The organism is Flavobacterium sp. FG19 (assembly GCF_057809475.1).
Genome location: NZ_JBMDKA010000039.1, coordinates 17,284 through 37,951, shown reverse-complemented (window position 1 = coordinate 37,951; position 20,668 = coordinate 17,284). Strand labels below are relative to the sequence as shown.

The 20,668-nt window shown below is 34.8% G+C and carries 19 protein-coding genes; 4 read left to right on the top strand and 15 right to left on the bottom strand.

All coding sequences use genetic code 11. The annotated features are described in order from the left end of the window. Positions 1–30: 30 nt before the first annotated feature. The 10 genes from ACODST_RS25495 to ACODST_RS25450 all read right to left on the bottom strand — a co-directional run bounded on the left by ACODST_RS25495 (position 31) and on the right by ACODST_RS25450 (position 9,473). Entirely contained in the window at positions 31–351 is a 321-nt protein-coding gene (locus tag ACODST_RS25495) for a hypothetical protein (protein WP_488934919.1), read from the bottom strand. Positions 352–387: 36 nt separating this feature from the next. Beyond that, positions 388–828: a hypothetical protein gene (locus tag ACODST_RS25490; protein ID WP_488934918.1), complete on the bottom strand. Its 441-nt coding sequence runs from the start codon at positions 826–828 to the stop codon at positions 388–390. A gap of 59 nt (positions 829–887) precedes the next feature. Next, complete coding sequence (locus ACODST_RS25485; RefSeq protein ID WP_488934917.1) at positions 888–2,105, bottom strand: leucine-rich repeat domain-containing protein; 1,218 nt, start codon at positions 2,103–2,105, stop codon at positions 888–890. Further along, positions 2,102–2,581 (bottom strand): hypothetical protein, encoded by a 480-nt coding sequence (locus ACODST_RS25480; protein ID WP_488934916.1) that lies wholly within the window; start codon positions 2,579–2,581, stop codon positions 2,102–2,104. The genes ACODST_RS25485 and ACODST_RS25480 overlap by 4 nt, the downstream gene beginning before the upstream one ends. Before the next feature lie 60 nt (positions 2,582–2,641). Then, positions 2,642–3,739 carry a DUF4291 family protein gene (locus ACODST_RS25475; RefSeq protein ID WP_488934915.1) on the bottom strand — a complete coding sequence of 366 codons (1,098 nt, stop codon included), beginning with the start codon at positions 3,737–3,739 and terminating at the stop codon, positions 2,642–2,644. Positions 3,740–3,752: 13 nt separating this feature from the next. Beyond that, positions 3,753–4,811: a hypothetical protein gene (locus ACODST_RS25470; RefSeq protein ID WP_488934914.1), complete on the bottom strand. Its 1,059-nt coding sequence runs from the start codon at positions 4,809–4,811 to the stop codon at positions 3,753–3,755. A gap of 44 nt (positions 4,812–4,855) precedes the next feature. Next, positions 4,856–6,238, bottom strand: a complete 1,383-nt coding sequence (locus tag ACODST_RS25465; protein ID WP_488934913.1) for a hypothetical protein — start codon at positions 6,236–6,238, stop codon at positions 4,856–4,858. Between the two features lie 14 nt (positions 6,239–6,252). Next, complete coding sequence (locus tag ACODST_RS25460) at positions 6,253–6,678, bottom strand: hypothetical protein (RefSeq protein WP_488934912.1); 426 nt, start codon at positions 6,676–6,678, stop codon at positions 6,253–6,255. A gap of 109 nt (positions 6,679–6,787) precedes the next feature. Continuing rightward, positions 6,788–8,122 carry a sensor histidine kinase gene (locus ACODST_RS25455; RefSeq protein WP_488934911.1) on the bottom strand — a complete coding sequence of 445 codons (1,335 nt, stop codon included), beginning with the start codon at positions 8,120–8,122 and terminating at the stop codon, positions 6,788–6,790. 1 nt (position 8,123) lies between these two features. Further along, positions 8,124–9,473, bottom strand: coding sequence for a sigma-54-dependent transcriptional regulator (locus ACODST_RS25450; protein WP_488934910.1), 1,350 nt, complete (start codon positions 9,471–9,473; stop codon positions 8,124–8,126). 227 nt (positions 9,474–9,700) lie between these two features. Here ACODST_RS25450 and ACODST_RS25445 point away from each other — a divergent pair, with 227 nt between their 5' ends. From ACODST_RS25445 to ACODST_RS25430, 4 genes are read left to right on the top strand one after another with little or no spacing between them, the layout of a single operon-like run. Then, a complete protein-coding gene (locus ACODST_RS25445) occupies positions 9,701–10,822 on the top strand; it encodes a hypothetical protein (RefSeq protein ID WP_488934909.1) in 1,122 nt (373 codons plus the stop codon). A 38-nt stretch (positions 10,823–10,860) separates the two neighbouring features. Continuing rightward, complete coding sequence (locus ACODST_RS25440) at positions 10,861–11,571, top strand: ABC transporter ATP-binding protein (protein ID WP_488934908.1); 711 nt, start codon at positions 10,861–10,863, stop codon at positions 11,569–11,571. Between the two features lie 4 nt (positions 11,572–11,575). After that, entirely contained in the window at positions 11,576–13,999 is a 2,424-nt protein-coding gene (locus tag ACODST_RS25435) for an ABC transporter permease (protein WP_488934907.1), read from the top strand. A gap of 41 nt (positions 14,000–14,040) precedes the next feature. After that, the gene (locus tag ACODST_RS25430) at positions 14,041–16,464 is read left to right on the top strand and encodes an ABC transporter permease (protein ID WP_488934906.1); all 2,424 of its coding nucleotides are present in this window, start codon (positions 14,041–14,043) and stop codon (positions 16,462–16,464) included. 60 nt (positions 16,465–16,524) lie between these two features. On the opposite strand, the gene ACODST_RS25425 is transcribed toward ACODST_RS25430, so the two are convergent. From ACODST_RS25425 to ACODST_RS25405, 5 genes are all read right to left on the bottom strand, one after another. Beyond that, positions 16,525–16,998, bottom strand: coding sequence for a hypothetical protein (locus tag ACODST_RS25425; protein ID WP_488934905.1), 474 nt, complete (start codon positions 16,996–16,998; stop codon positions 16,525–16,527). 259 nt (positions 16,999–17,257) lie between these two features. After that, positions 17,258–17,641: a hypothetical protein gene (locus ACODST_RS25420; RefSeq protein WP_488934904.1), complete on the bottom strand. Its 384-nt coding sequence runs from the start codon at positions 17,639–17,641 to the stop codon at positions 17,258–17,260. 629 nt (positions 17,642–18,270) lie between these two features. After that, complete coding sequence (locus ACODST_RS25415) at positions 18,271–19,170, bottom strand: RHS repeat-associated core domain-containing protein (RefSeq protein ID WP_488934903.1); 900 nt, start codon at positions 19,168–19,170, stop codon at positions 18,271–18,273. 46 nt (positions 19,171–19,216) lie between these two features. Beyond that, positions 19,217–19,450: a hypothetical protein gene (locus ACODST_RS25410; RefSeq protein WP_488934902.1), complete on the bottom strand. Its 234-nt coding sequence runs from the start codon at positions 19,448–19,450 to the stop codon at positions 19,217–19,219. Positions 19,451–20,155: 705 nt separating this feature from the next. Continuing rightward, a complete protein-coding gene (locus tag ACODST_RS25405; RefSeq protein WP_488934901.1) occupies positions 20,156–20,566 on the bottom strand; it encodes a hypothetical protein in 411 nt (136 codons plus the stop codon). Positions 20,567–20,668: the final 102 nt, after the last annotated feature.

The following is a 20,668-nucleotide window of genomic DNA, read 5'->3' as shown; positions in this document are numbered from 1 at the left end:
ACGAATGGCGCTAATTTGTTTTAATCTTCGCTAATCCTTGTTTTTTAATATTCTGTATCTCTTTTTGTCATACTGGCCTTCATTTTCAGACTGATCATACACTTTAATGATCTCAATGAGTCCTTTATTAAGGAATGCCTCCAGGTATCTTTCGCTGAAATAATGGGTTGTAAACCGGAGTGATTTACCGTTTATTTCTATAGACCAGGACATCCACAATGGACCACCCAGCATTTCCCAGTAAAATTCAAATTCATTACTTTGAAGTTCTCCGGCCTGTTCTTTTAATTCCCGCCAGAAAAGATCTAATACTTCTTCCGGTATAACCTCTGTTTCATTAGTGTACCACATTGCTGTATTGTATTTTTAAAGTTATGGTAAAAGGTCTTACCGGGTTAATTCATAACTCCATTTTAATTGTTCTTTCTGATTATTAAAACGATCCATAAAACACCATTTTTCGCCTAATTCTGTTATATCGGTTATGCAGTCAAAGGTATAACCTCTTCTTAAAGAATCTTCGTTTTCAATTCCGGCTTTAACAAAATCGCATTTAAAGAAAACCGAAAAACGTCCGGTATTAAAAGCAAATATTTCACCGCTGGAATTGTTGACCATTATACTGTGAGTCTCAAATGAATATTTACATTCTTCCGGTACATATTCGCCATATCTGTCAAACAGGGCAACAGCGCCTTCATCAAAACCGGAGTACGATTCTTTCCATGTTTTTAGATAAAGAGGTGTTTCTTTCATCTGAACATTTAAAAAGGCCAGTACTTTCTGGTTTTCAGGATTATTAAAAATAGTATGTAAAAGTTCTTTCATGTTTTGTATTCGTTTTGAAGGATTGCCAAAAGTACGGATTGATACTGATGCATAAAGCCTTAAACTTCTTCATCTTCTTCATCGGCTTTGTCTTCAAAAACTAAGCCTTTATTTTTTAAATTATTTATTGTTTCATTGGCTAATTGATCGGGAGTTAAAGCCGAATCTTTAATACTCGCAGCCGAAGGAAACTGAAGAGCACTTAATTGGTTATTCTTTAATCTCAAATATTTCAACTCAATGTTCTCTGAAAGATCAAGGTTTTCTAATAGAGTATCCTGGATCGTAAGATTTTTAAGCCGGATATTTTTTGACAGATCAATATTTTTTATCGGATTCTCATCGATATAAAGTCTTTCAAGAAACAAGTTTTCTGATAAATCAATTTCCGTCAGACCACTTTGATTGATGAAAAGTTCTATTAATTGTGTATTGTGTTTTATGTCTAAATAAGTATGTTCAATTTCTTCAGACGACCACCTGTCATGATCTCCTCCTAAATAAAGATATTTCAGGTTTTTATTCTTTTCCAGATTGATATTTGAAAACGCATTATCGGCCATACGTAATTCTTCTAAAAGATTGTTCTGCGAAAGATCAATAGCCGCTATTTGATTCCAGGTGATGTCCAGTTTTTTCAATTTTGGAAAAGCGGTAACGTCTACCGAATCTAATTCACAGTTTTCTAATGTCAGTTTTTCCAATTCTGGTAATCCGTTTTCAGTCCATCGGCAGGAACCTCCGTAAGAACAATAAATTATTCTAAGAGCTTTATTTTTTTCATTTACAACACCATTAAAAAAAGGCATATGTTGGAGATATAATTCTTCAAGGCTGCTGTTACAGGTCAGGTCCAGATCTTCAATGTCGACACCGTCTAAGCATATTTTTTTGAGGTTCAGGTTCTGGCTTAAATCCAATCTTTCTAACTCTAAACCTCCCAGTTTAAGAAATTCAAGCGCTGTATTTTTTGAAAAATCAATTTCTGTAAGATAATCACTTCTTTCAATCGTAACGCTCTTTAGTTTTTCATTCCATGTCAGGTCCAGATCCTGTAAATCATGCGAATCAATAATTAAAGTTTCCAGATTAGGAAAATATTTAATCTCATCAACAGAGACTAAATCATAATTACTGCAATCGAGAATTGTTATTTCTGTTACGTACTCAACATTTAGTGCTGTGAGTAATTCTTTAAAGTTTTCGTCTTTAAACGTAATATCAGAAAGCTTTTTTGTGTCGTTGTTTTTTTTAAACCAGTCCCTTTTTAGTTTCATTTTGCTGATAGTTTGGTATATATTTCTTCTCTAAGTTTTTTAAATTCTTTATTTAAAAGAAAAAGCAGTCTTTCGGATTCATTTGGATTTTGGAGTTCTTTGAGCATAATGCCTATGCTTACATTATGGGAAACTCCCTTATGATTAATAACAAAAAGAACGTTATTGGAATCTTCCAGAAAAAAATCAGCATAATGTTTTTTCAATTGTAATTTCTCCTGAGTCATAACAAGCGCTATGAGTTTTTTAATTTCTTCGGGAACTTCAAAATCCAGCAGTTCTTCGATTTCCTTTTTATCTTTTTCCCATACATAAAAACTAATCTCCCCTTTGCTTTCATAATAGATATCCACAAAAAGCCGGAAACTTAAAAGCCGTTCTGTCCAGCCGTCGCGATAGCTATACGAAAGAAGGTATTCTTCATTTAAAGCAAAATTACCGGCTGTATCTATTCTTTGAAAATCTAACGGGTTCATAAAGAGTCTTTATGGGTCTTTTAGAAAAAATCGTATTACTGTTATTCTTATCGTCTGCGATTACATTTCTGTGATTACCGTAGGATCTTCCAGTTCTATTATTCTTTCTTTCGGAATTAGCAGCTTATCTGTTTCATTTTGGTCTATAAGCTGTTTTTGTTCTTTAACAAAAGCTGAAATATCCAGTATAAATTCCAGTTTCTCATTTATAAACAGCTCAAAAGTTTTCTGATCTAAATCAAACCGTATTGTTTTTCTTTGGAGTTCACTCCCCTGATAATCATGATCGGGAACCCACTGAAATTTTGTTTCTCTGAGCAGTTCTTCAAAAGCTTCTTTTTTGATCCAGAGAGCGAGTATGCTTTCCTGATTTTCCTTTTGTGCCCAATCAGAGCTTTGCATGGCGGAAAGAAAGCTGAGATTAACAGTGTTTAAATGGGAATTGTTGTAAACAGCACTATCAAACTTCTGATTCTCAAAGGCATATTGGGCTGTACTTTTTTCATGTGCCTGATACAATACAATATATTCCGTTATGATATCAATAAATTCAATAGGTGTGGTGTCGATAATATCATAAGTCAGGGTTTTCATTAAATTCCCTATTACGTTTTGTCCGCTTTGAGGTACTTCTGCTACACTATCGGCATATTTTTCAAGTGCCAGGGCAAAAGCATCATTTTGACTGCGTTCCAAAACAGGTCCTTTTCGTCTAAATTCAAAGTCCCATTTCATTAATCTCTCTGCTGCATATGCGGCAACGGTTTCATTCGCCTTTTCTGCTATTTCTTCGAGATATTTTTTAGCTTCCTTTGTTCCAATGTCTGCCAGTGACCAGGTACATCTTCTCTGCATTGGAAAGTACTCGTTCCACCGGTAATATTCAAAATCTGAAAAGGCCACCCTGAACAAAGATGGCGCCGTAATGGGATTGGCAATATACTGAAAAGTCACTGTCATATCTTCATGGCTCTCATGCCAGTCTTCTTCAAACAACTGGCACAACAGCAGCACAATTTCCTCATCTTCTTCATAAAAATGAAGAAAACCGGAGGCTTTTTCATATACTGCCGCACTGTCTTTTTCGGCAAAAATTCTTTTTATTTCGATTAAGTCGGTTTCTCTTTGATCCATTTGATCCTCTTTATTATAATCCATCCATAAAATTCTTTTACTGCTTCAGTTTACTTAGGGACTGAGAATTTCTTAATAAAAAAACATACTGAAAATAATCTGTTGTAACGGTATTTTCCTGAGGAATCACATTATCTCCAAACAGTCTCGATTTTAAATGAACTAAATTCTGCAGCTTAAAATAAGGCGAGTCTGCCGAATTCAGTTTAAAAAGGGTAATTGTATTAGGCTGGCTTAGTTCTTTTAAATCTTTAATTCCTTTTACTACTACCAAAGGTCCGTCTGCATTGGCCCAGTCCACTTTTTCATTTTCCGGTGTTGGAAACTGTGGATTTTTAGGAAGGTACATATCACTGTCTATCGTATGGCTCACAAAACTTGTGGTTTTAATTCCGGATTCTTTCAGCTTTGCGGCAAAGGTTTCTCTTCCTGATGCTGTTTTTGTCTGAAGTACGTGATAAAAGCCAAACAGCCCGTAAAATTTCTCGTTTTTCAGATGTTTTTTATTGACGAAATTTTTAAAATTATCAAACATCGCAATATCTCTCGGGCCTTTTGATTCATCATCGAAATTTTTATCAATTCCAATTACGGTTAGTTTTGAAGAATCGGCTAATTTTTGATTGTAGTCATAAACCGCATTCCACTTATCAAATAGTTCCTGACTTGACTGCTGCGGAATTCTTTTAGCAACAGAAACCACAACTTCTTTTAAAACCTTTTCGTCTTTTACTTTGTTAGACAGGAACTGATTTAGTTTTTTAGCCGTTATACTATCCATTTCAGCTATATAATATTTAATACCCAGTTTTTTATTTAAAAAGATAAGCAGTTCACGGTCTAAAACCTGATTGTCCGCATAACCGTGAATTTCTCCTAAAAGAAACACTTTTGATTTGTAAAAATCACCGTCGAACAATTTTTCGGTAACAGCGCCTTTTACCTCCACTTTATTCTTTGCCAAATAATCTATATTCTCCTGGTTTTTGGATCCTAAAAAAAGCTGGTTGCTGATATAAACATAGAGCACAAAAATCAGGCAGATACTTACAATAGAAATAAGGGTAATCTTAAGGAACTTCAAAAATTTCTTCATGGGTTTAATTGTTTTGGGGTTTGGTTATTTTTGGGAAAAATTATTTACTTTATACTTTGATCCAATTGTTTTAAAAGTGCTTCGACAGTTGATGCTTTTTTATTGAGTACAATGAGCTGGCTTTTGTCTTCCAGAAGGAATTTTTCGGCAAACTCTTTATCGGCTTTAAACTGCCATTTCTTTAATTCTTTAAATTTACTTTTGAGCAGTTTAAGTTTTTGCGCATTATTTTTTGAAATAATGACCACTTTGGTCAAAGGTGTTTCCTGCATTTTTCCAATGCTGTTTTCGGTTATCTGATCTTCATACTGCGTTCTGGAACGATAACGGAACATTTTATCTATTACTTCAAAATCTTTTTCATCTTCAGAAAGCACGTACCTGTAGCTCATTATGTTATGGAGCTCATTAATCCAGTCCGGAAAATTTACTTCATAAAGCCGGATATAATCGTCGACAAACTTTTTATCCATGGGTTTCTTCTGGTCAATGTATTCTTTAACCAACGGATAAATCTGTTTCGCCATCAGGTTAATATACTTTTTATTATACCAATCATAAGTATCTAATTTTCCGTCTAACTGTCCATACACATAGCCGTTGCCTAAAGCTGTTGCCAAAACTTCATTCATAAGCTGATAGGCATAATTACTGCATTTTGATGGATTTTCTTTAAAATAAGTATCGATTTGTGTTTTGACTTCGAGTGACTGCTCGTCATAAATAATATGATAGGTTTCATGCAGCATCACACTAAACAAATCCTTATATTCTTTTAAATCGGTCTGAACAGCACTGATAAAGTTATTACAAAATGCCTGAGCCGTAAATCCTTTTGAGTTAGGAAGCGGATAAAAAGCAATTTCAAACGGAATCGCATTATCCCAGCTGGAATTGTAAAACACGAGTCCCGTATTAAAATAATTTTCTATCTGATGTTCGTTTGAATATTGGATAATGTCTTCAAGCTGTTTTTCAAATTTCTCCCGGTTTGGGTTATAAATCAGTTCGTTGTAGACAGGAGTAAAGGCTAAAATACATTCCGCCAGATCCATCAGTGTCTGGTTTGAAACAATCCCGGCCGAACGTATTTTGAAATTTTTTAAATCGTTTGTTTCGATCAGATTTTTTTTCAGGATATCTTCGGCCTGCATGTTCTTTTTAGATCCATAAGGAAACTCTTCAAACCGATAACTGTAGTTAAGAGCCAGCTTGTCGAATTTTGAAATCAGGTTCTTGTACTGATCTGTATTGTATTTTGATTTTTGAAATTCCGTTTTAAAAACATTGTCCGGATAATGTTCCGAGAGATTTTGTAAAAAAACAAAAACGGCAAGTTGTTCTGTATATTTAATGGTAAAAACGGGCTTTTGTCCAAACGTAAAAACGGTCACGAGCAAAAATACCGCTAAAAATCTTTTTCTCATTTTTAATAAGGTGCTTATATTTCAATAGTTTTCAGTTTCCTTCTCGATTCATAGATCTGGTCAATTTCAATGAAAAGGACAGCATTAATAAAAATAAAAGCAATTGCAGCCCAAAAATTATAGAAATTACTTAACCAGCTGGAGGCTCCAAAAGAATGGGCGATTAAAACGAAAAGCGAAAAAATTTTCAGTCTTTTATCGGATAAATTATAGCCTATGATCCCAATGATTACCAACCAAAGAGCACAAATTATAAACAATCCCGAAGTATGGCCGGCCATCATATATGCGCCTATCGGATTTGCTTCATTGGCTTTGCTTAAATCTCCTTTCCAATAAGCATCGGATTGGTTAACAATGGTAATAATTTCATCAAATAAGCAGGCCCAGTAAGCCGGAATCAGCAGGATTAATTTAGAATTCAGGATTTTTTCTTTCATGAAACGGTTGTTTTTGGTTTTGGTCTTTCACTTTGTACATCTAAAGTAAAAAGTGTTTTGGTTTTGCTAATATATAAGAAATATCCTTATGAAAGCGTAACCGCAGAAATTACTCCTGGATCAGACAAATCTCAAAAACAGTTCTGCTGTTTTCCGTTTTAAACGAAATATAACCGCCATGAGCTTCGATGATGTTTTTGGATAAGGTTAAGCCAATTCCGGCGCCTTCGTTCCGGGTAGTAAAAAAAGGCAGGAAAATTTTGTTTTCGATTTCCTTTTCAATTCCGTAACCGCTGTCTGCTATTCTGATGTAAATCCTGTTTTCCCGGGCTTCGGCCGAAATTACAATTTGTTTCTGAGCCGCATTTTGTACCGCATGAATTGCATTCGTTAACAGATTAATGATGACCTGCTCTGTCTGCTGCAGATCGACATTGATGGTACGTTTGAGCGAAATGGTATTTAACACTTCTATGCTGTCTTTTTTAAACAGCGGGTTCATAATCTGCAGACAGTTTTCAATCAGCGGCTGTAGTGCTGTTTTTTCTTTTTCGGGCGAAGGCAGCATCGCCAGTTTACGGTAGCCTTCTACAAATTTCTGCAGGTGGTCGCTTCGGCGTAACATGGTTTCGACACTGTTTTTAATATCTTCTAAATCTTCTGCCGAAAGCAAATCCTGTTCGACCAGATCCTGAAGGTTTTGGCAGATCGACCGAATTGGAGTGATCGAATTTAAAAGCTCATGCGAAATCACTTTCATCAGGTTTACCCAGGCATCTTTCTCCTTTTTCTCGACTACATTCTGAATTGAATCGAGTAAAACAATACAATAACTGCGTTCAAAAATTTCGGTTTGCGAAGCCTGCAGCACAAAAGTCTGCGGAATTTGTTCGTTGATACTAATTTCGACTGAGGTTTTTATTTCATGAAAATCGTCCTTTTCTATAATTTCACATAACGACGGGAGCTGGTTTTTAAGGTATTTCCATTTCGAAACTTTGGGAACCTCAAAATGAGAAGAGAAATAATCGTTCATCAAAAAAATGTCCCAGACCTCATCCTGTTTTTCTAAAATGATAATTCCGGTTTCGATATTGTTTAAAATAGAACGGTAAATAATGTCTTTTGAAACTTGCTCGTTCTGCCGGCTTTTAAGTGTATTATACAACTGAAAAAGCTCCTGATAGTTTACATTGGTTTTATGTTTGGTGAAATCGGAGGAAAAATCATGCTGCAGGATCGAAGAAATGGTTTTATCGTACAGCAGTACAAAATTGCGGACATAAAAATACATTTCCCGAATGAACAGAAAGACAATAAAAAAGCCAAATACACCCGTGAAAAGTAAATTGATTTTAAAGAAATAAATCGAAACTTCTATTCCGGCCACTATCAGCAGCAGCCTGAAAAAAAGCAGTTTATAGGTTTGCAGTGTTTTAAACATACTAATTCAGGTTGATATTATATTTGTCTAAACGTCTGTACAATGCCCCTCTGGACAATCCGAGCTCTTCGGCGGTTTTGCTGATATTGTTACTGTGTTTTAAAAGTGCTTTTTCGATCGCGCCTTTTTCTACAGAAGAAAGCTGAATATCATCCGGGTTTTCGTCATAAGACGTTATATTTTCCAGATCCAGATCTGAAACCGTGATGACATTATTTTCACAGAGAATAACGGCACGTTCAATTTTATTTTCCATCTCACGGATGTTGCCGTTCCAGGCATGTTTTTCAATTTGTTCCGGCACCTTTTTATCAAAACTGATTTCGCTTCTTCCGTATTTTTCGGTCATTTTTTCCAGCAGGTATTCCGCCAGCGGGATTTTATCTTCTGTTCGTTCGCGCAGCGGCGGCAGCACAATTTCCATGGTATTAATGCGGTAATATAAATCTTCCCTGAAATTTTTGTCGGCCACTTCCATTTTTAAGTTCAGATTGGTAGCCGTAATAATCCGGACATTCAGTGGTCTTGCTTTGGTTTCACCCAGCCGCGTTACCGTTTTGGTCTGAATGACCTGTAACAGTTTCGATTGTAAATGCAGCGGTACATTGCCTATTTCGTCTAAAAAAATAGTGCCGTTCTGTGCCATTTCAAAACGTCCGGGGGTATCGTTTTTGGCATCGGTAAAAGCGCCCTGAGCATAACCAAACAACTCACTTTCGAAAATATTCGAATTTAAAGCCCCCAGATCAACCGCAATAAAAGGCTGATTTTTTCTTTCGGACTGACTGTAAATATGATGCGCCAGTACAAATTTTCCGGTTCCGTTTTCGCCCAGGATCAAAACATTCGCATCGGTCTTTGCTACTTTATCCGCCAGTGAATAAGCCTTTTTTATATTTTCGGAAGTTCCGGTAAAAAAGTCCTGTTCAACAACTGTTTCCTTATTTTTTTTCTGTTCCTTGCGTGCTTTGTCTACGGCCTGTTTTACAGATTCCAGCAGTCTTTTATTTTCCCAGGGTTTTAAGATATAATCAAATGCACCTGATTTTAATCCTTCAACAGCCGTTTCTACTTTACCAAAAGCAGTCATTAAAATCACTACCGTTTTGGGCGAAAGCGTTTTTATTTCTTTCAGCAGGTACAAACCTTCTCTTCCGTCTTCAAAACCTATACGGTAATTCATATCGAGCAAAACAACATCAATAGCATTTTGAGCCAGTAATTCGACTATTTTTTTTGGATTATTAAGGGTATGAATGTGCTCAAAATATTTTTTAAGGTACACTTTCGACGCAAAAAGAATGTCTTCCTGATCGTCTATGATTAAAATGGAGGCGTTAGTTTTTTTCATTGTTGTTCGGTTTTGGACGAAAGCTGTCCATTAATGGACAGTTTGTTTTTTCAGTGATAATTAAACCGCTAAAAACAAGCAGCTTATACGGTTTAAATTGTTGGCATGAAAATCACATTAGAACTGGTAAATCATTAATTATTAATGGCTTTCGAAAGTAAAAATAACAAAATAAACAGCTAAAAAACACTTGCAAAATTTTAATAAACTGTATTACCAAAAAAAATATGAATTCAGACAAAACCAAAACAAACTCTGTATGGTTCTCCAAACTATCCTTATGCTTCTTAGCTATTGTTGGAGGAACCAATGCCTTGCTTTTTGTACTCTTACCACTACTGCCTTATGAATTAACCCAATTTACGAATGCTGCAGGAATGTTTACATTACTCCTTGCAATAGTGTTCTCACTGTTTTTCTCCGTATACTGGCATTATAAGGAAAAAAAGAAAACATTAAATTCTGAAAAATACCAGACTTTACTGTTTACAATTTTACGATACTGGATTGCTTTCCATGTTTGTATCTTTGGATTTGAGAAAATGATAGATGTTAATTTTTCGTTTTCTTATCATATCGATGACTCGCTGGTTCAGACTTTAACCGGTCAGGAACTCACCTGGAAATATTACGGATACTCATACGGTCTTTCCTTAATTGTGGCAATACTTCAGATTGCAGGCGGGGTCTGTCTGCTTTTTAAACGATCCGTTTTGCCGGGTATCTGTATTCTTTTACCCGTAATGATCAATATCCTTTTAATCAATCTTTTTTACAAAATTGGCCCAGTAACCTGCTTCACTTCCATTATAATTACTTTAGGACTAGTTGTTTTATTAGCCAGGTATAAAGAAAATTTAGCGGTCTTATTAATTCCCATAAAGGAATCCTGTATCCAGATAGGAAATACCCCGCTGCGTATCCTTTCCCGAATATTTTGTATCCTGATTCCCTGCCTTTTTGTTGTTTATTATAGTAATAAAATTCAGATTCCTAAAAAATATTTTGGAAAATGGAAAGTAGAATCTATGACACGAAATGGCAAAGCAGTTCCTGAAAATGCCTGGCAGAAAGACAGTACGGCATGGAAAACTGTTTACATTGAAGAACGGGAAAAGATTTTCTTTTGCCCCAATCCAAATAGTTATGTTGACAGTGCTTCTGTATACATGAAATACCGGTTTGACGATAAAAAAAATACTTTTAAGGTAATATCGTACGAAAGAAACATGCAGAACCCCGATACTATTTCTGTTGAAATTGATAAATTCAACGAAAAATTTATGGAGTGGAAAATGATTTTGTATAAAGACACTCTTCAAATGCAGCTCAAAAAAACAAACAAGTAAATATAAATACATCATCAATCAAAAAACATTCATTTACTATGATTACCATTAAAAATCTATCTAAAATTTTCAGAACTGAAGAAGTAGAAACCAGCGCTTTAAATGATATTTCGTTAACCATTAACGAAGGCGATTTTGTTTCCATTATGGGGCCTTCCGGAAGCGGAAAATCGACTTTATTAAATATCATGGGACTTTTGGACAGTCCTTCGGGCGGAAGTTATACGTTACTTGGTCAGGAAATGGCAGGTTTAAAAGAAAGCCAGAAATCAAAAGCCAGAAAAAAGAACATCGGATTCATTTTCCAGAATTTCAATTTAATTGATGAATTGTCGGTTTATGATAATATCGAACTGCCGCTGCTTTATAATAAACTGCATTCTTTTGAAAGAAAGAAAAAAGTAGAAGAAATGGCCGCGATACTGGGTATTTCGCATCGTTTAAAACATTTTCCGCAGCAGCTTTCGGGCGGACAGCAGCAGCGTGTGGCCGTAGCGAGAGCTTTAATCAATAGTCCGAAAATTATTCTCGCCGATGAGCCTACCGGAAATCTGGACAGCAAAAATGGTAATGAAGTAATGGAATTATTAACGGACCTTCATGCCGGCGGTGCTACTATTTTGATGGTAACGCATTCTGATTATGATGCTTCTTTCTCGCAGAAAACTATTTTTATGAAAGATGGCGTGATTCTTTCTGAAAGGTTCAACCAAAAAAATGTAGACGTTTTAGTAACTTCTAAAAATTAAGGTCATGCTGAAGAACTGGATTAATATCTTTATTTACCATATCAAAAACAATAAGCTTATTACCGCTTTGAATGTTTTAGGATTGAGTATTGGAATCGCCGGATTGATCTTTGCCATTTTGTACTGGAACGATGAGCAGAGTTATGATCAATGGAACCCAAACAAAGACCATGTATTTTTAGTAGCCAACCAAATGGACCCAACCACCTATTGGGCTTCCAGTTCGGCACCTATTGGCTCTGCTGTAAAAAACGTAAGTCCCGAGGTTGAATCTTTCTGTTATTTAAATGGCAATTATAACAATGAAATTATCCATTACAAAAATAAAAAAGTACAATCTGATAAAATTCTTATAGCCCAAAAAAGCTTTTTCGAATATTTTCCTTATTCCTTTATTGAAGGCAATATAAAAAATGCACTGCCGGATGTAAATAGTATTTGTATCTCTGAAGACCTCTCACAGCAGCTTTTTGGAACTGAAAGTGGTTTGGGAAAAAAAATAATGTTACAAAATCAGGTTTTAATTGTCAGAGGCGTTTATAAACTGGATAAAAAATCGGTTTTTAATCCTTCCTGTGTGGTCAATTTTATGGATAACCGGATAAAGAACACCATTCAGCAATGGGGCAACTTTCAATTTATTCTTTTATTAAAATTAAAAAATCCGACTGATGCTGAACTCGTTGCAAAAAGTATGGCTAAAGTTTATTATGAGAACATGACAGTGCCCCGTGCCAAATCTCAGGGAATGAGTCCGCAGGAGTTTATTCAGAAATTTGGAGAAGTGAAACCTCACTTAGAGCCTTTATCTATTGTTCGTTTGCACACCAAAACCGGCGGCCTTATTGAAGACAATGGAAATTACCAGCTATTATTGATTTTTGTTGGCTTATCTATTTTAATCCTACTATTATCAATTGTAAATTATGTCAATTCGGCAACCGCAAATGCAGTGAAAAGAGCCAAAGAAGTTGGTGTTCGTAAGGTCATTGGAGCTTCAAAAACGGTAATCGTACAGCAGTTTATTTTTGAAACCGCTGTTATAACCTTATTTTCTATTTTGATATCGCTTGTTATTGTAGAACTTTCTCTGCCCTATTATAATGTTTTCTTAGGAAAGACACTGGTTTTACAAAGCGGTCAGTTTTACCTGCAGCTTTTTGTTCTTTTCATTATCATCGTAATCACAGCAGGCATTTTTCCGGCAGTTTATGTGTCAAACTTTGAAGTTTTAAAAGTATTGCGGGGAAATTTTGCCCGAAGTAAAAACGGTATCTGGCTGCGAAACGGAATGCTGATTTTTCAGTTTGCCGTGGCGGCGTTCTTTATTATTGGGTCTTATATCGTATATCAGCAGATTAATTATATGAATACTAAAGATCTGGGGTTTAATGGAAACCAGGTCCTGAATATCTCTTATCGAAATATTTATGGTGAAAAAATTGGTGATACCGAAAGAATGCTCAAATACAACCGCATTAAAAATGAATTGCAGCGTATTAAGGGAGTACAACACGTTTCCGCCGGCGGCTTTGTTTTGGGAAGCGGAGCAAAATCGGTGATCTCCTATCATCATAAGGACATCAATATAGACGGAAATAATGTTCCGGTAGACTTTGGGGTTCTTGAAATGATGAAAATAAAAATCAGTAAAGGACGCTTTTTGAGTCCGGCTTATTCTCAGGATACTATAAATTCAATGTTAATTAACGAAACTGCCTTAAAGTTATTGAACGAAAAAGATCCGATAGGAAAAAAAATTAACTGGGACGGAAAAGAAGCTGTTATCGTAGGAGTAGTAAAAGATTTTAATATCGGAAATCCCGGAGAAGCCATACCTCCTGTCACGATATTTCATTTTAAAAGTGTTCCCTGGTTTAGCAGTCTTTTAAATAACATTTATGTGACCGTCGATCCTAAAACGATGCAGCAGACTATAGCCGACATTGAAAATTTGTGGACGACAAAAGTAGATCCTGAATATCCGTTTTCCTATGATTTTGTGGATAAGGAATATAAAAAATCATACAGCAGTTATGTTAAACAAAAGAATTTGTTTTCGTTACTGAACCTTATTGTGATCACGATTGCCCTGATCGGATTGTTTGCTTTGGCTTCGTATTCGATAGAAAGACGCATGAAAGAAATTGCCATTCGAAAAACCCTTGGCGCCGAAACGGATGTTTTATTAAAAGAACTCTGCAGACAATATGTGGTTTTTAGTGTACTTGGTTTTTTAATTGCCTTATTTCCTGTTTATTATTTACTGAATAAATGGCTGGAGAATTTCGCCTACAGAATCACCATTTCTTTCTTTCCTTTTTTAATTGGATTTCTGGCTTTATTAACGCTGACTTTGCTGGTGGTGCTTTCAAGAGCTTATCAGGCCACAAAGGTGGATGTATTAAAGTATTTGAAATATGAATAAACAAATCCGGACACTACAATACTTAACCTCTGACCAAAACCATGATAATCAACTATATTAATATATTCATTTACCAGTTAAAACAAAACAAGCTTTTGTCCGGCTGTAACATTCTGGGATTGTCAATAGGAATCGCAGGGCTCATTTTTGCCCTGCTTTACTGGAATGACGAACAAAGTTATAATAAGTGGAATCCCGAAAAAGATACTGTTTACCAGGTATTGGTTCAACTTACGGATATGCCTGTGGGCAGTGATCATTCTCTACGGTTAAAAGACTATTTAGAAAAAGATACCAATGTAGAAAATATCGTTTTTGCAGACAGCTGGTATCAAAAAAGTAAAATAATCTATAAGGGTAAAAAGGAATTCGTTGCTAAAATAATCAATGTTGAAAGTGATTTCTTTTCTCTGTTTCCTTTTAAAATAATACAGGGAAGCAGTACCGATGCCTTAAAAGACGGAACCAGCATTGCTATTTCTGAAGATCTTGCCAAACGCATTTTTGGCAGTGAAAACCCAATTGGCCGACAAATTAATTGTCTGGATAATTTGTTTGTAATTCGCGCAGTATACCGTATTCCCGGTAAATCCTCGATTGCGCCCAATGTCATTGTAAACCGGATGAAAGATCTTGTTGATCCGGACAAAAACCGAAGTTTGTTTGCCTTAAAAATTCTTTTGAAAGTAAAAGATCCGTCAAAAGTAGAGCAGACCCGAAAAATGCTCGAAAAAGCCTATTATGATGAAGTCATTGTAAGAGAAGCAAAACAAGCAGGTTTTACTCCGGAAGAAATGTCAAAAAAAGTGGGACATTTTACCGTTTTCATCGAACCGCTTTCAAAAGCCAGATTACATTCTGTTACAGATGGTTATCCCGAAGGTCGCGGCAGTTATCAGTTTTTGGTAATTATGATGGGACTTTCTATTTTGATTCTCATTTTATCGATCGTGAATTATATAAATTTAGCTACAGCCAATGCCATAAAACGTGCTAAAGAAGTAGGAGTCCGTAAAATTGCGGGCGCCTCAAAAAGAGCTATTATTCTGCAGTTTATATTTGAAACGGCTTTAATTAGTTTATTTTCGATTTTGCTGGCTTTAGTAATTGTAGAATTGACTTTGCCTTACTACAATAATTTTTTAAACAAAAATTTAATGATCATTGGAACCCAGTTTTATGTACAGCTAATTCTGATTTTTGTTATTACGATTTTGGCAGCAGGCCTGTTTCCGGCAGTATATGTTTCTAATTTTGAAACGGTAAAGGTCCTGAAAGGTGATTTTACAAGAACTAAAAATGGTATTGGACTGCGTAACGGAATGCTGATTTTTCAATTTGCTGCCGCATCGTTTTTTATTATTGGTTCAAACATTGTATACGAACAGGTAAAATACCTAAACAATAAAGATCTTGGCTTTAAAGGAGACCAGCTGATTGCTATTGACTTAAATCTTCCGCCTTCTTTTTACGAAGGAGAAAACATCGACAAAAACATTTTCAATAAATACAATACCATCAAACAGGAGTTAAACAAAATGGAAGGAGTTGAAAATGTCTCAACCGGACTTCTCTCTTTTGATGGCGAAGACAATTCCCTAGCACCGCTTTTATATCACGATGTACTTTTTAAAGCCAAACATGTCGGGATCGATTTTGGAATGCTTGAAATGATGAAAATCAAAATAGCAAAAGGCAGGGGACTGGACAGAAAATTAGCTTCAGACACTATAAATTCTATCCTGATTAATGAAACAGCGGCAAAGCTGATGAATATGAAAAATCCAATTGGAGAGGAAATCCTGATTCGAAATCAAAAGTTAAGAATTGTTGGAATCGTAAAAGATTTCAATTTATTAAGCCCAGAAGTCAAGGTGCCACCTATGACATTTTACCATATCGAAACTTTGCAGATGGCAGAAAACATGAATATCGTTTATGTAAAATTAAAATCGCAGAAAATTGAAAGTACCATTTCGGCTATTGAGAAATTCTGGACCGCAAATGTTGACCAGGAATATCCTTTTAAATATGATTTTGTGGACAAACAATATGCGAGAACTTATGAAACGTATACCAAACAAAAAAACCTGTTTTCGCTGCTGAATATCGTGGTAATCCTTATTGCCCTTTTTGGTTTATTTGCCTTGGCATCTTATTCTATACAAAGGCGAATGAAAGAAATTGCCATTCGGAAAACACTGGGAGCCGAAACCAATACTCTGCTTCTCGCCTTGTCTAAACAGTATATTTATTATTGTTTAATTGGTTTTGTAATCGCAGTTTTTCCGGTACATTATTTACTAAATAAATGGCTGGAGAATTTTGCCTATAGAATTACCATTTCACTGTTTCCTTTTTTAATTGGATTTCTGGCATTACTGACTTTAACTTTAATCGTGGTGCTTTCAAAAGCTTATCAGGCAGCCAGGGTTGATGTTTTAGAGTATTTAAAATATGAATAATTTTTAAAGCATAAAAACAAAACTCCATTAGAAATAATGGAGTTTTGTTTTTTTATCTTTTTACTCTTTGGTTATATGCAGCTGAAGATTTTTCTCTTTTACGATTTTCAAAAACAAATACAGGTTTTCGATACAATTAAAATTGGAAAAATGCTCTTTATATTGCTCTCCGGTCACGACCAGATATTCCATTTGATTTAAAACCCAATCCAGTTCAGCTGCTGTTATGGGTTCATAAAACACATCCCAGGTCCAGCCTTCGCCTATATGATAATCCCTGAGAAATTTAGGCAGTTCCCTAAAATCTGCACTCTCAGTCAGAAACTGGCTTATCTCGCAAAAATACCCGTCCCATAAACTAAAATGATACATTTGATTTTCTCCCTGACGCAGCTGGATCACTTCATATCCCTGCTCTCCTTTTTCAAAAACATTTAATTGGAACGGAACTGATTTTTCATTGCAATACAAACGTATCTCGTTCTCCCCCAAAAAGTCAGAGTAAAAATCCAATTGTACATTCTCAAATTTCATTTTTTATTGTTTGTTATTGATTGCTAAGCTATTCATAAATTCTCTTGAGTATTATATGATGGTCATCAGCCCTTTTAGAATCCAAATTTAAGTCTTTCCAGAGCTACCGCACGAATCCTTTCGTGTGGTACACACTAAAAAGGATATGAAACTTGTAATTTCTATTCATTTTTTAGTAGTAACTATCTAAAAAACCTTGTGTCAATTCATAATGCCACACGAAAGGATTCGTGCGGGAGCGGGGGACAATTTCTCCTTTTTATCTGTCAGCAGAGATCAATTCTTTCCTTGAAAATCCAGCATTTAAAATAGCTACGGTATCTATAATTTCATTTGAATAAATTCCTCTAACTATTTCAGGAGAATCTGGTAAATATTTAATTCTATAAAACTTCCCCATATCTTTTTCAGTAACTCCTGTATGCAGCCCACTTTCAAAAGAAGTATGTCTCTTATTTCCAATATAATAAGACAGCCCTAAATAAGTACGTTTAGGATACTTTTGAATACTATCAAATTTCCCAATTGTAATTTTACCTTTTTCTTTTAACTGAGAGTCAACTCTACTGCTTATTATGTATGAAAATACAAGAATAAAAATTAAGGGACTAGCAATTAATATTAGTTTTAGATTTGTTTTCATGTTTACTTTATTACTTGTGGAGTTGAATTTGCTCCTACTGCTATAATTCCTTTAAAATATTCTCTGACCATTGCTTCTCCAAAGCTACTACCTGAAAGATAACCATCTGTAGCTTTCCCCACTCCCGCACGAATCCTTTCGTGTGGTACACACTAAAAAGGATATAAAACTTGTAATTTCTATTCATTTTTTAGTAGTAACTATCTAAAAAACCTTGTGTCAATTCATAATGCCACACGAAAGGATTCGTGTGGTAGCGGGGGGAGTTTGCTTTTCTATTCTTTGTCAAGTTTTATTTACCATATCATTGCCTAATAATCACTCCAACTACTATATATACTATACAAAATATATAGAAAATTATGGACGGAATTACAAAATAAAAAGCTTTTAATTCCTTTTGAAACTTATTTTTATAGAAAAATACAAACACTCTTATCGTCAGCACTAGGTTAATAATAAAAAGTGGCAAATGAACAAAGTAAGACAATATAACTTTGATCCCTCTAATACTTGTTCCATAACGATTAATTTTATTATCTGTCATAATAAATTCTAGAATCAGAAGAACTACTAAAACAGCAAATGAAATGTATGATGTTCTTAATATTTTATCTTTCATTATATCCTTATTTTTTTAGGTAATTAAATCCATTTTTGATTGCTCTTTGGTCTGAAACAGTATCGATTCCATTAAAAGTAATAACACTATTTATGTTAGAACTAGCCCAAACTTCTCCGTAAGAAAAATTATTAAAGGACATCCAAGCTCCCCACATAAAATTTCCAGCATCAGCCAAATTGTACAAGGTATTTGTACCTTGAAATCTATAAAAAGTTCCATTTCCTATATTTCCACCATATTCAGTATTGGCATAATTCTCTCCAAAAGCCTTCATCATTTGATTGTACCCAAAATCTGCATTACCAAAATGAGATTGATATCCTACTGCAAAATACCTGTATGGAAGCCCAAAAATGGAAGGAGGCATAACGCCTGCCTTAGTAATAAATGTAAAAAATTTAGATAAAGGAATTAGTGTGTATAATTTACTTCCAACTTTCCAATCAAAATTTAAAACTTCACTATCAAAACCATAATCATTGGGTTTTAGCTGGTTGCCCACTTCATCAAAAAATCTATTTGGTTTATTGTTTTTCACAACGTTAGTAATAATTCCAAAAATATTGACCGTTATATCATCAGAAGGACTTCCAATCTGTCCAACAGAAACTGTTGACCTTTTTTCTCGTTTTCTTTGTTCATCAGCAGCTTCCTGTGCAGAATTAGCCTGAACATATTCTCTTCTTAATTCTGCATCAGCACCAGGTCTTGAAACTTCCATCCATTGCTCGTCTGTTAGTCCGTCGGCACCAACAGCTTCCATCCCGTCCGGATCTATAAAATATACCGGGTTATTAAGAGCATAAGCAAAAGGCGAAAAACGTCTTGAGGTTTCAGCCAATGGGTCTATATTCATCCAGCGGCCAATGGCAGGGTCATAATTTCTGGCTCCAAAATCATACATATTAAGCCCAAGTTCATCCTGAAATTCTTTACCGTTGCACTTATATTTACAATTTAATATAAAATGCTGTTTTATTTAAATCATAATCATACATAAGTAATATATTAAAATAACATCCTATCAAGTAAACCTCTTTTTCTAAAACAGGATTGTCTTCAGACTTATTACGTACAAATTTTATTTTATTTTTATTAAAAACAAAGTCTTGATCATAAGCTATAGGATCGCCAAAATAACTTCCCCCGCTATAACTCCATACTTCTTTAAGTCTGTATTCCATGAACAATAATCTATCAAATAATAGAATAAAAAGTATTACACTACAAATAATTAACATCTTCTTTTTCATCTTATCTTATCTTATCTTATCTTATCTTATCTTTTCGTACCTGGTTGATGTGAATACTCTGTTAGTTTACCATTCTGATATATTGACGTAGGATAACCATAGGTAGGTTGTCTTAAATAAACAGTGTTAAAACTTGTAATACCTATTTTACTACCAACCATATATGTCGGATAGTTGTGATTACCAGCTCCTATATTTTCTGTATATACTCGTGTGTCTGTAAATGGAGAAGGCCAGGAACGCTGTGTTTGTCCCCATACTTTTACATCTTGCATATTGGACATACTAGATAGTTGCTCAACAAATGATTTCTTATTACCTGCTTCGCCCCGATAGCGCGGATTTGCAATCCGTGCCCATTCCAATTATCAAAACTTATTTGTTCTCACAGTTTTTATTTTTTTTCTCTCACTTTGTAGATATACTTTACAGGCACGGATTGCAAATCCGCGCAATCGGGTTTTATTTTTATATTTTTCGTTGAATTAATAGAGTAATTAAAATTGCAATCCCTAATGTGAATGAGAAAATAAAATCACTAATCCTATAATTACGAGAATTGAATAGATATCCAATTCCAATACAGACAATAAAAGCAAGAATAATTCTTAAAACTTTTTTCATAATTTAGAATGTTTATTGGTTTTCTGGCAATTGTGCTTCTGTTTCTTTATCGTGCTCACTATTTGCCTCATATTGTTTCCAAATGCCTGATATTCCATTATATGCAAATCCTAACCATAATCCAGCAAAATTCAATTTCGTAAATTTCCATTTTGTAAGGCTTTCAAAAGTCCATCCAGAAATTAGTCCTTCTAATCCAAACACATTATTTCTATGTGTTTCACTCATTTTATCCAATATTGCTGAATCTACCATTACGCGAGGTGTTCCTGGTGCAGGCATATCACCAGGTATATTGAAATAGGTATTTACATCAACTAATCGACCTGATAATTTTAACCATTTATTATTAAATAATATATATGATTCACCATTTTTCAAAGTAACCTTTGTTCCATTTTTTGTGCTACCAACAGCAGGCAATTTTGTAGGTCTTTCTTTTCCTGGATTCGTGCGGGAGCGGGGGAAAATTTGTTTTTAAATTTTCATTTTTGATTCACCAAACCATCACCTATTAAATAAAAA

Excerpts from the sequence above, each read along its gene's own strand:
- ACODST_RS25495 (WP_488934919.1), bottom strand. The coding sequence starts at position 351 with ATGTGGTACACTAATGAAACAGAGGTTATACCGGAAGAAGTATTAGAT.
- ACODST_RS25490 (WP_488934918.1), bottom strand. The coding sequence starts at position 828 with ATGAAAGAACTTTTACATACTATTTTTAATAATCCTGAAAACCAGAAA.
- ACODST_RS25485 (WP_488934917.1), bottom strand. The coding sequence starts at position 2,105 with ATGAAACTAAAAAGGGACTGGTTTAAAAAAAACAACGACACAAAAAAG.
- ACODST_RS25480 (WP_488934916.1), bottom strand. The coding sequence starts at position 2,581 with ATGAACCCGTTAGATTTTCAAAGAATAGATACAGCCGGTAATTTTGCT.
- ACODST_RS25475 (WP_488934915.1), bottom strand. The coding sequence starts at position 3,739 with ATGGATTATAATAAAGAGGATCAAATGGATCAAAGAGAAACCGACTTA.
- ACODST_RS25470 (WP_488934914.1), bottom strand. The coding sequence starts at position 4,811 with ATGAAGAAATTTTTGAAGTTCCTTAAGATTACCCTTATTTCTATTGTA.
- ACODST_RS25465 (WP_488934913.1), bottom strand. The coding sequence starts at position 6,238 with ATGAGAAAAAGATTTTTAGCGGTATTTTTGCTCGTGACCGTTTTTACG.
- ACODST_RS25460 (WP_488934912.1), bottom strand. The coding sequence starts at position 6,678 with ATGAAAGAAAAAATCCTGAATTCTAAATTAATCCTGCTGATTCCGGCT.
- ACODST_RS25455 (WP_488934911.1), bottom strand. The coding sequence starts at position 8,122 with ATGTTTAAAACACTGCAAACCTATAAACTGCTTTTTTTCAGGCTGCTG.
- ACODST_RS25450 (WP_488934910.1), bottom strand. The coding sequence starts at position 9,473 with ATGAAAAAAACTAACGCCTCCATTTTAATCATAGACGATCAGGAAGAC.
- ACODST_RS25445 (WP_488934909.1), top strand. The coding sequence starts at position 9,701 with ATGAATTCAGACAAAACCAAAACAAACTCTGTATGGTTCTCCAAACTA.
- ACODST_RS25440 (WP_488934908.1), top strand. The coding sequence starts at position 10,861 with ATGATTACCATTAAAAATCTATCTAAAATTTTCAGAACTGAAGAAGTA.
- ACODST_RS25435 (WP_488934907.1), top strand. The coding sequence starts at position 11,576 with ATGCTGAAGAACTGGATTAATATCTTTATTTACCATATCAAAAACAAT.
- ACODST_RS25430 (WP_488934906.1), top strand. The coding sequence starts at position 14,041 with ATGATAATCAACTATATTAATATATTCATTTACCAGTTAAAACAAAAC.
- ACODST_RS25425 (WP_488934905.1), bottom strand. The coding sequence starts at position 16,998 with ATGAAATTTGAGAATGTACAATTGGATTTTTACTCTGACTTTTTGGGG.
- ACODST_RS25420 (WP_488934904.1), bottom strand. The coding sequence starts at position 17,641 with ATGAAAACAAATCTAAAACTAATATTAATTGCTAGTCCCTTAATTTTT.
- ACODST_RS25415 (WP_488934903.1), bottom strand. The coding sequence starts at position 19,170 with ATGTATGATTTTGGAGCCAGAAATTATGACCCTGCCATTGGCCGCTGG.
- ACODST_RS25410 (WP_488934902.1), bottom strand. The coding sequence starts at position 19,450 with ATGGAATACAGACTTAAAGAAGTATGGAGTTATAGCGGGGGAAGTTAT.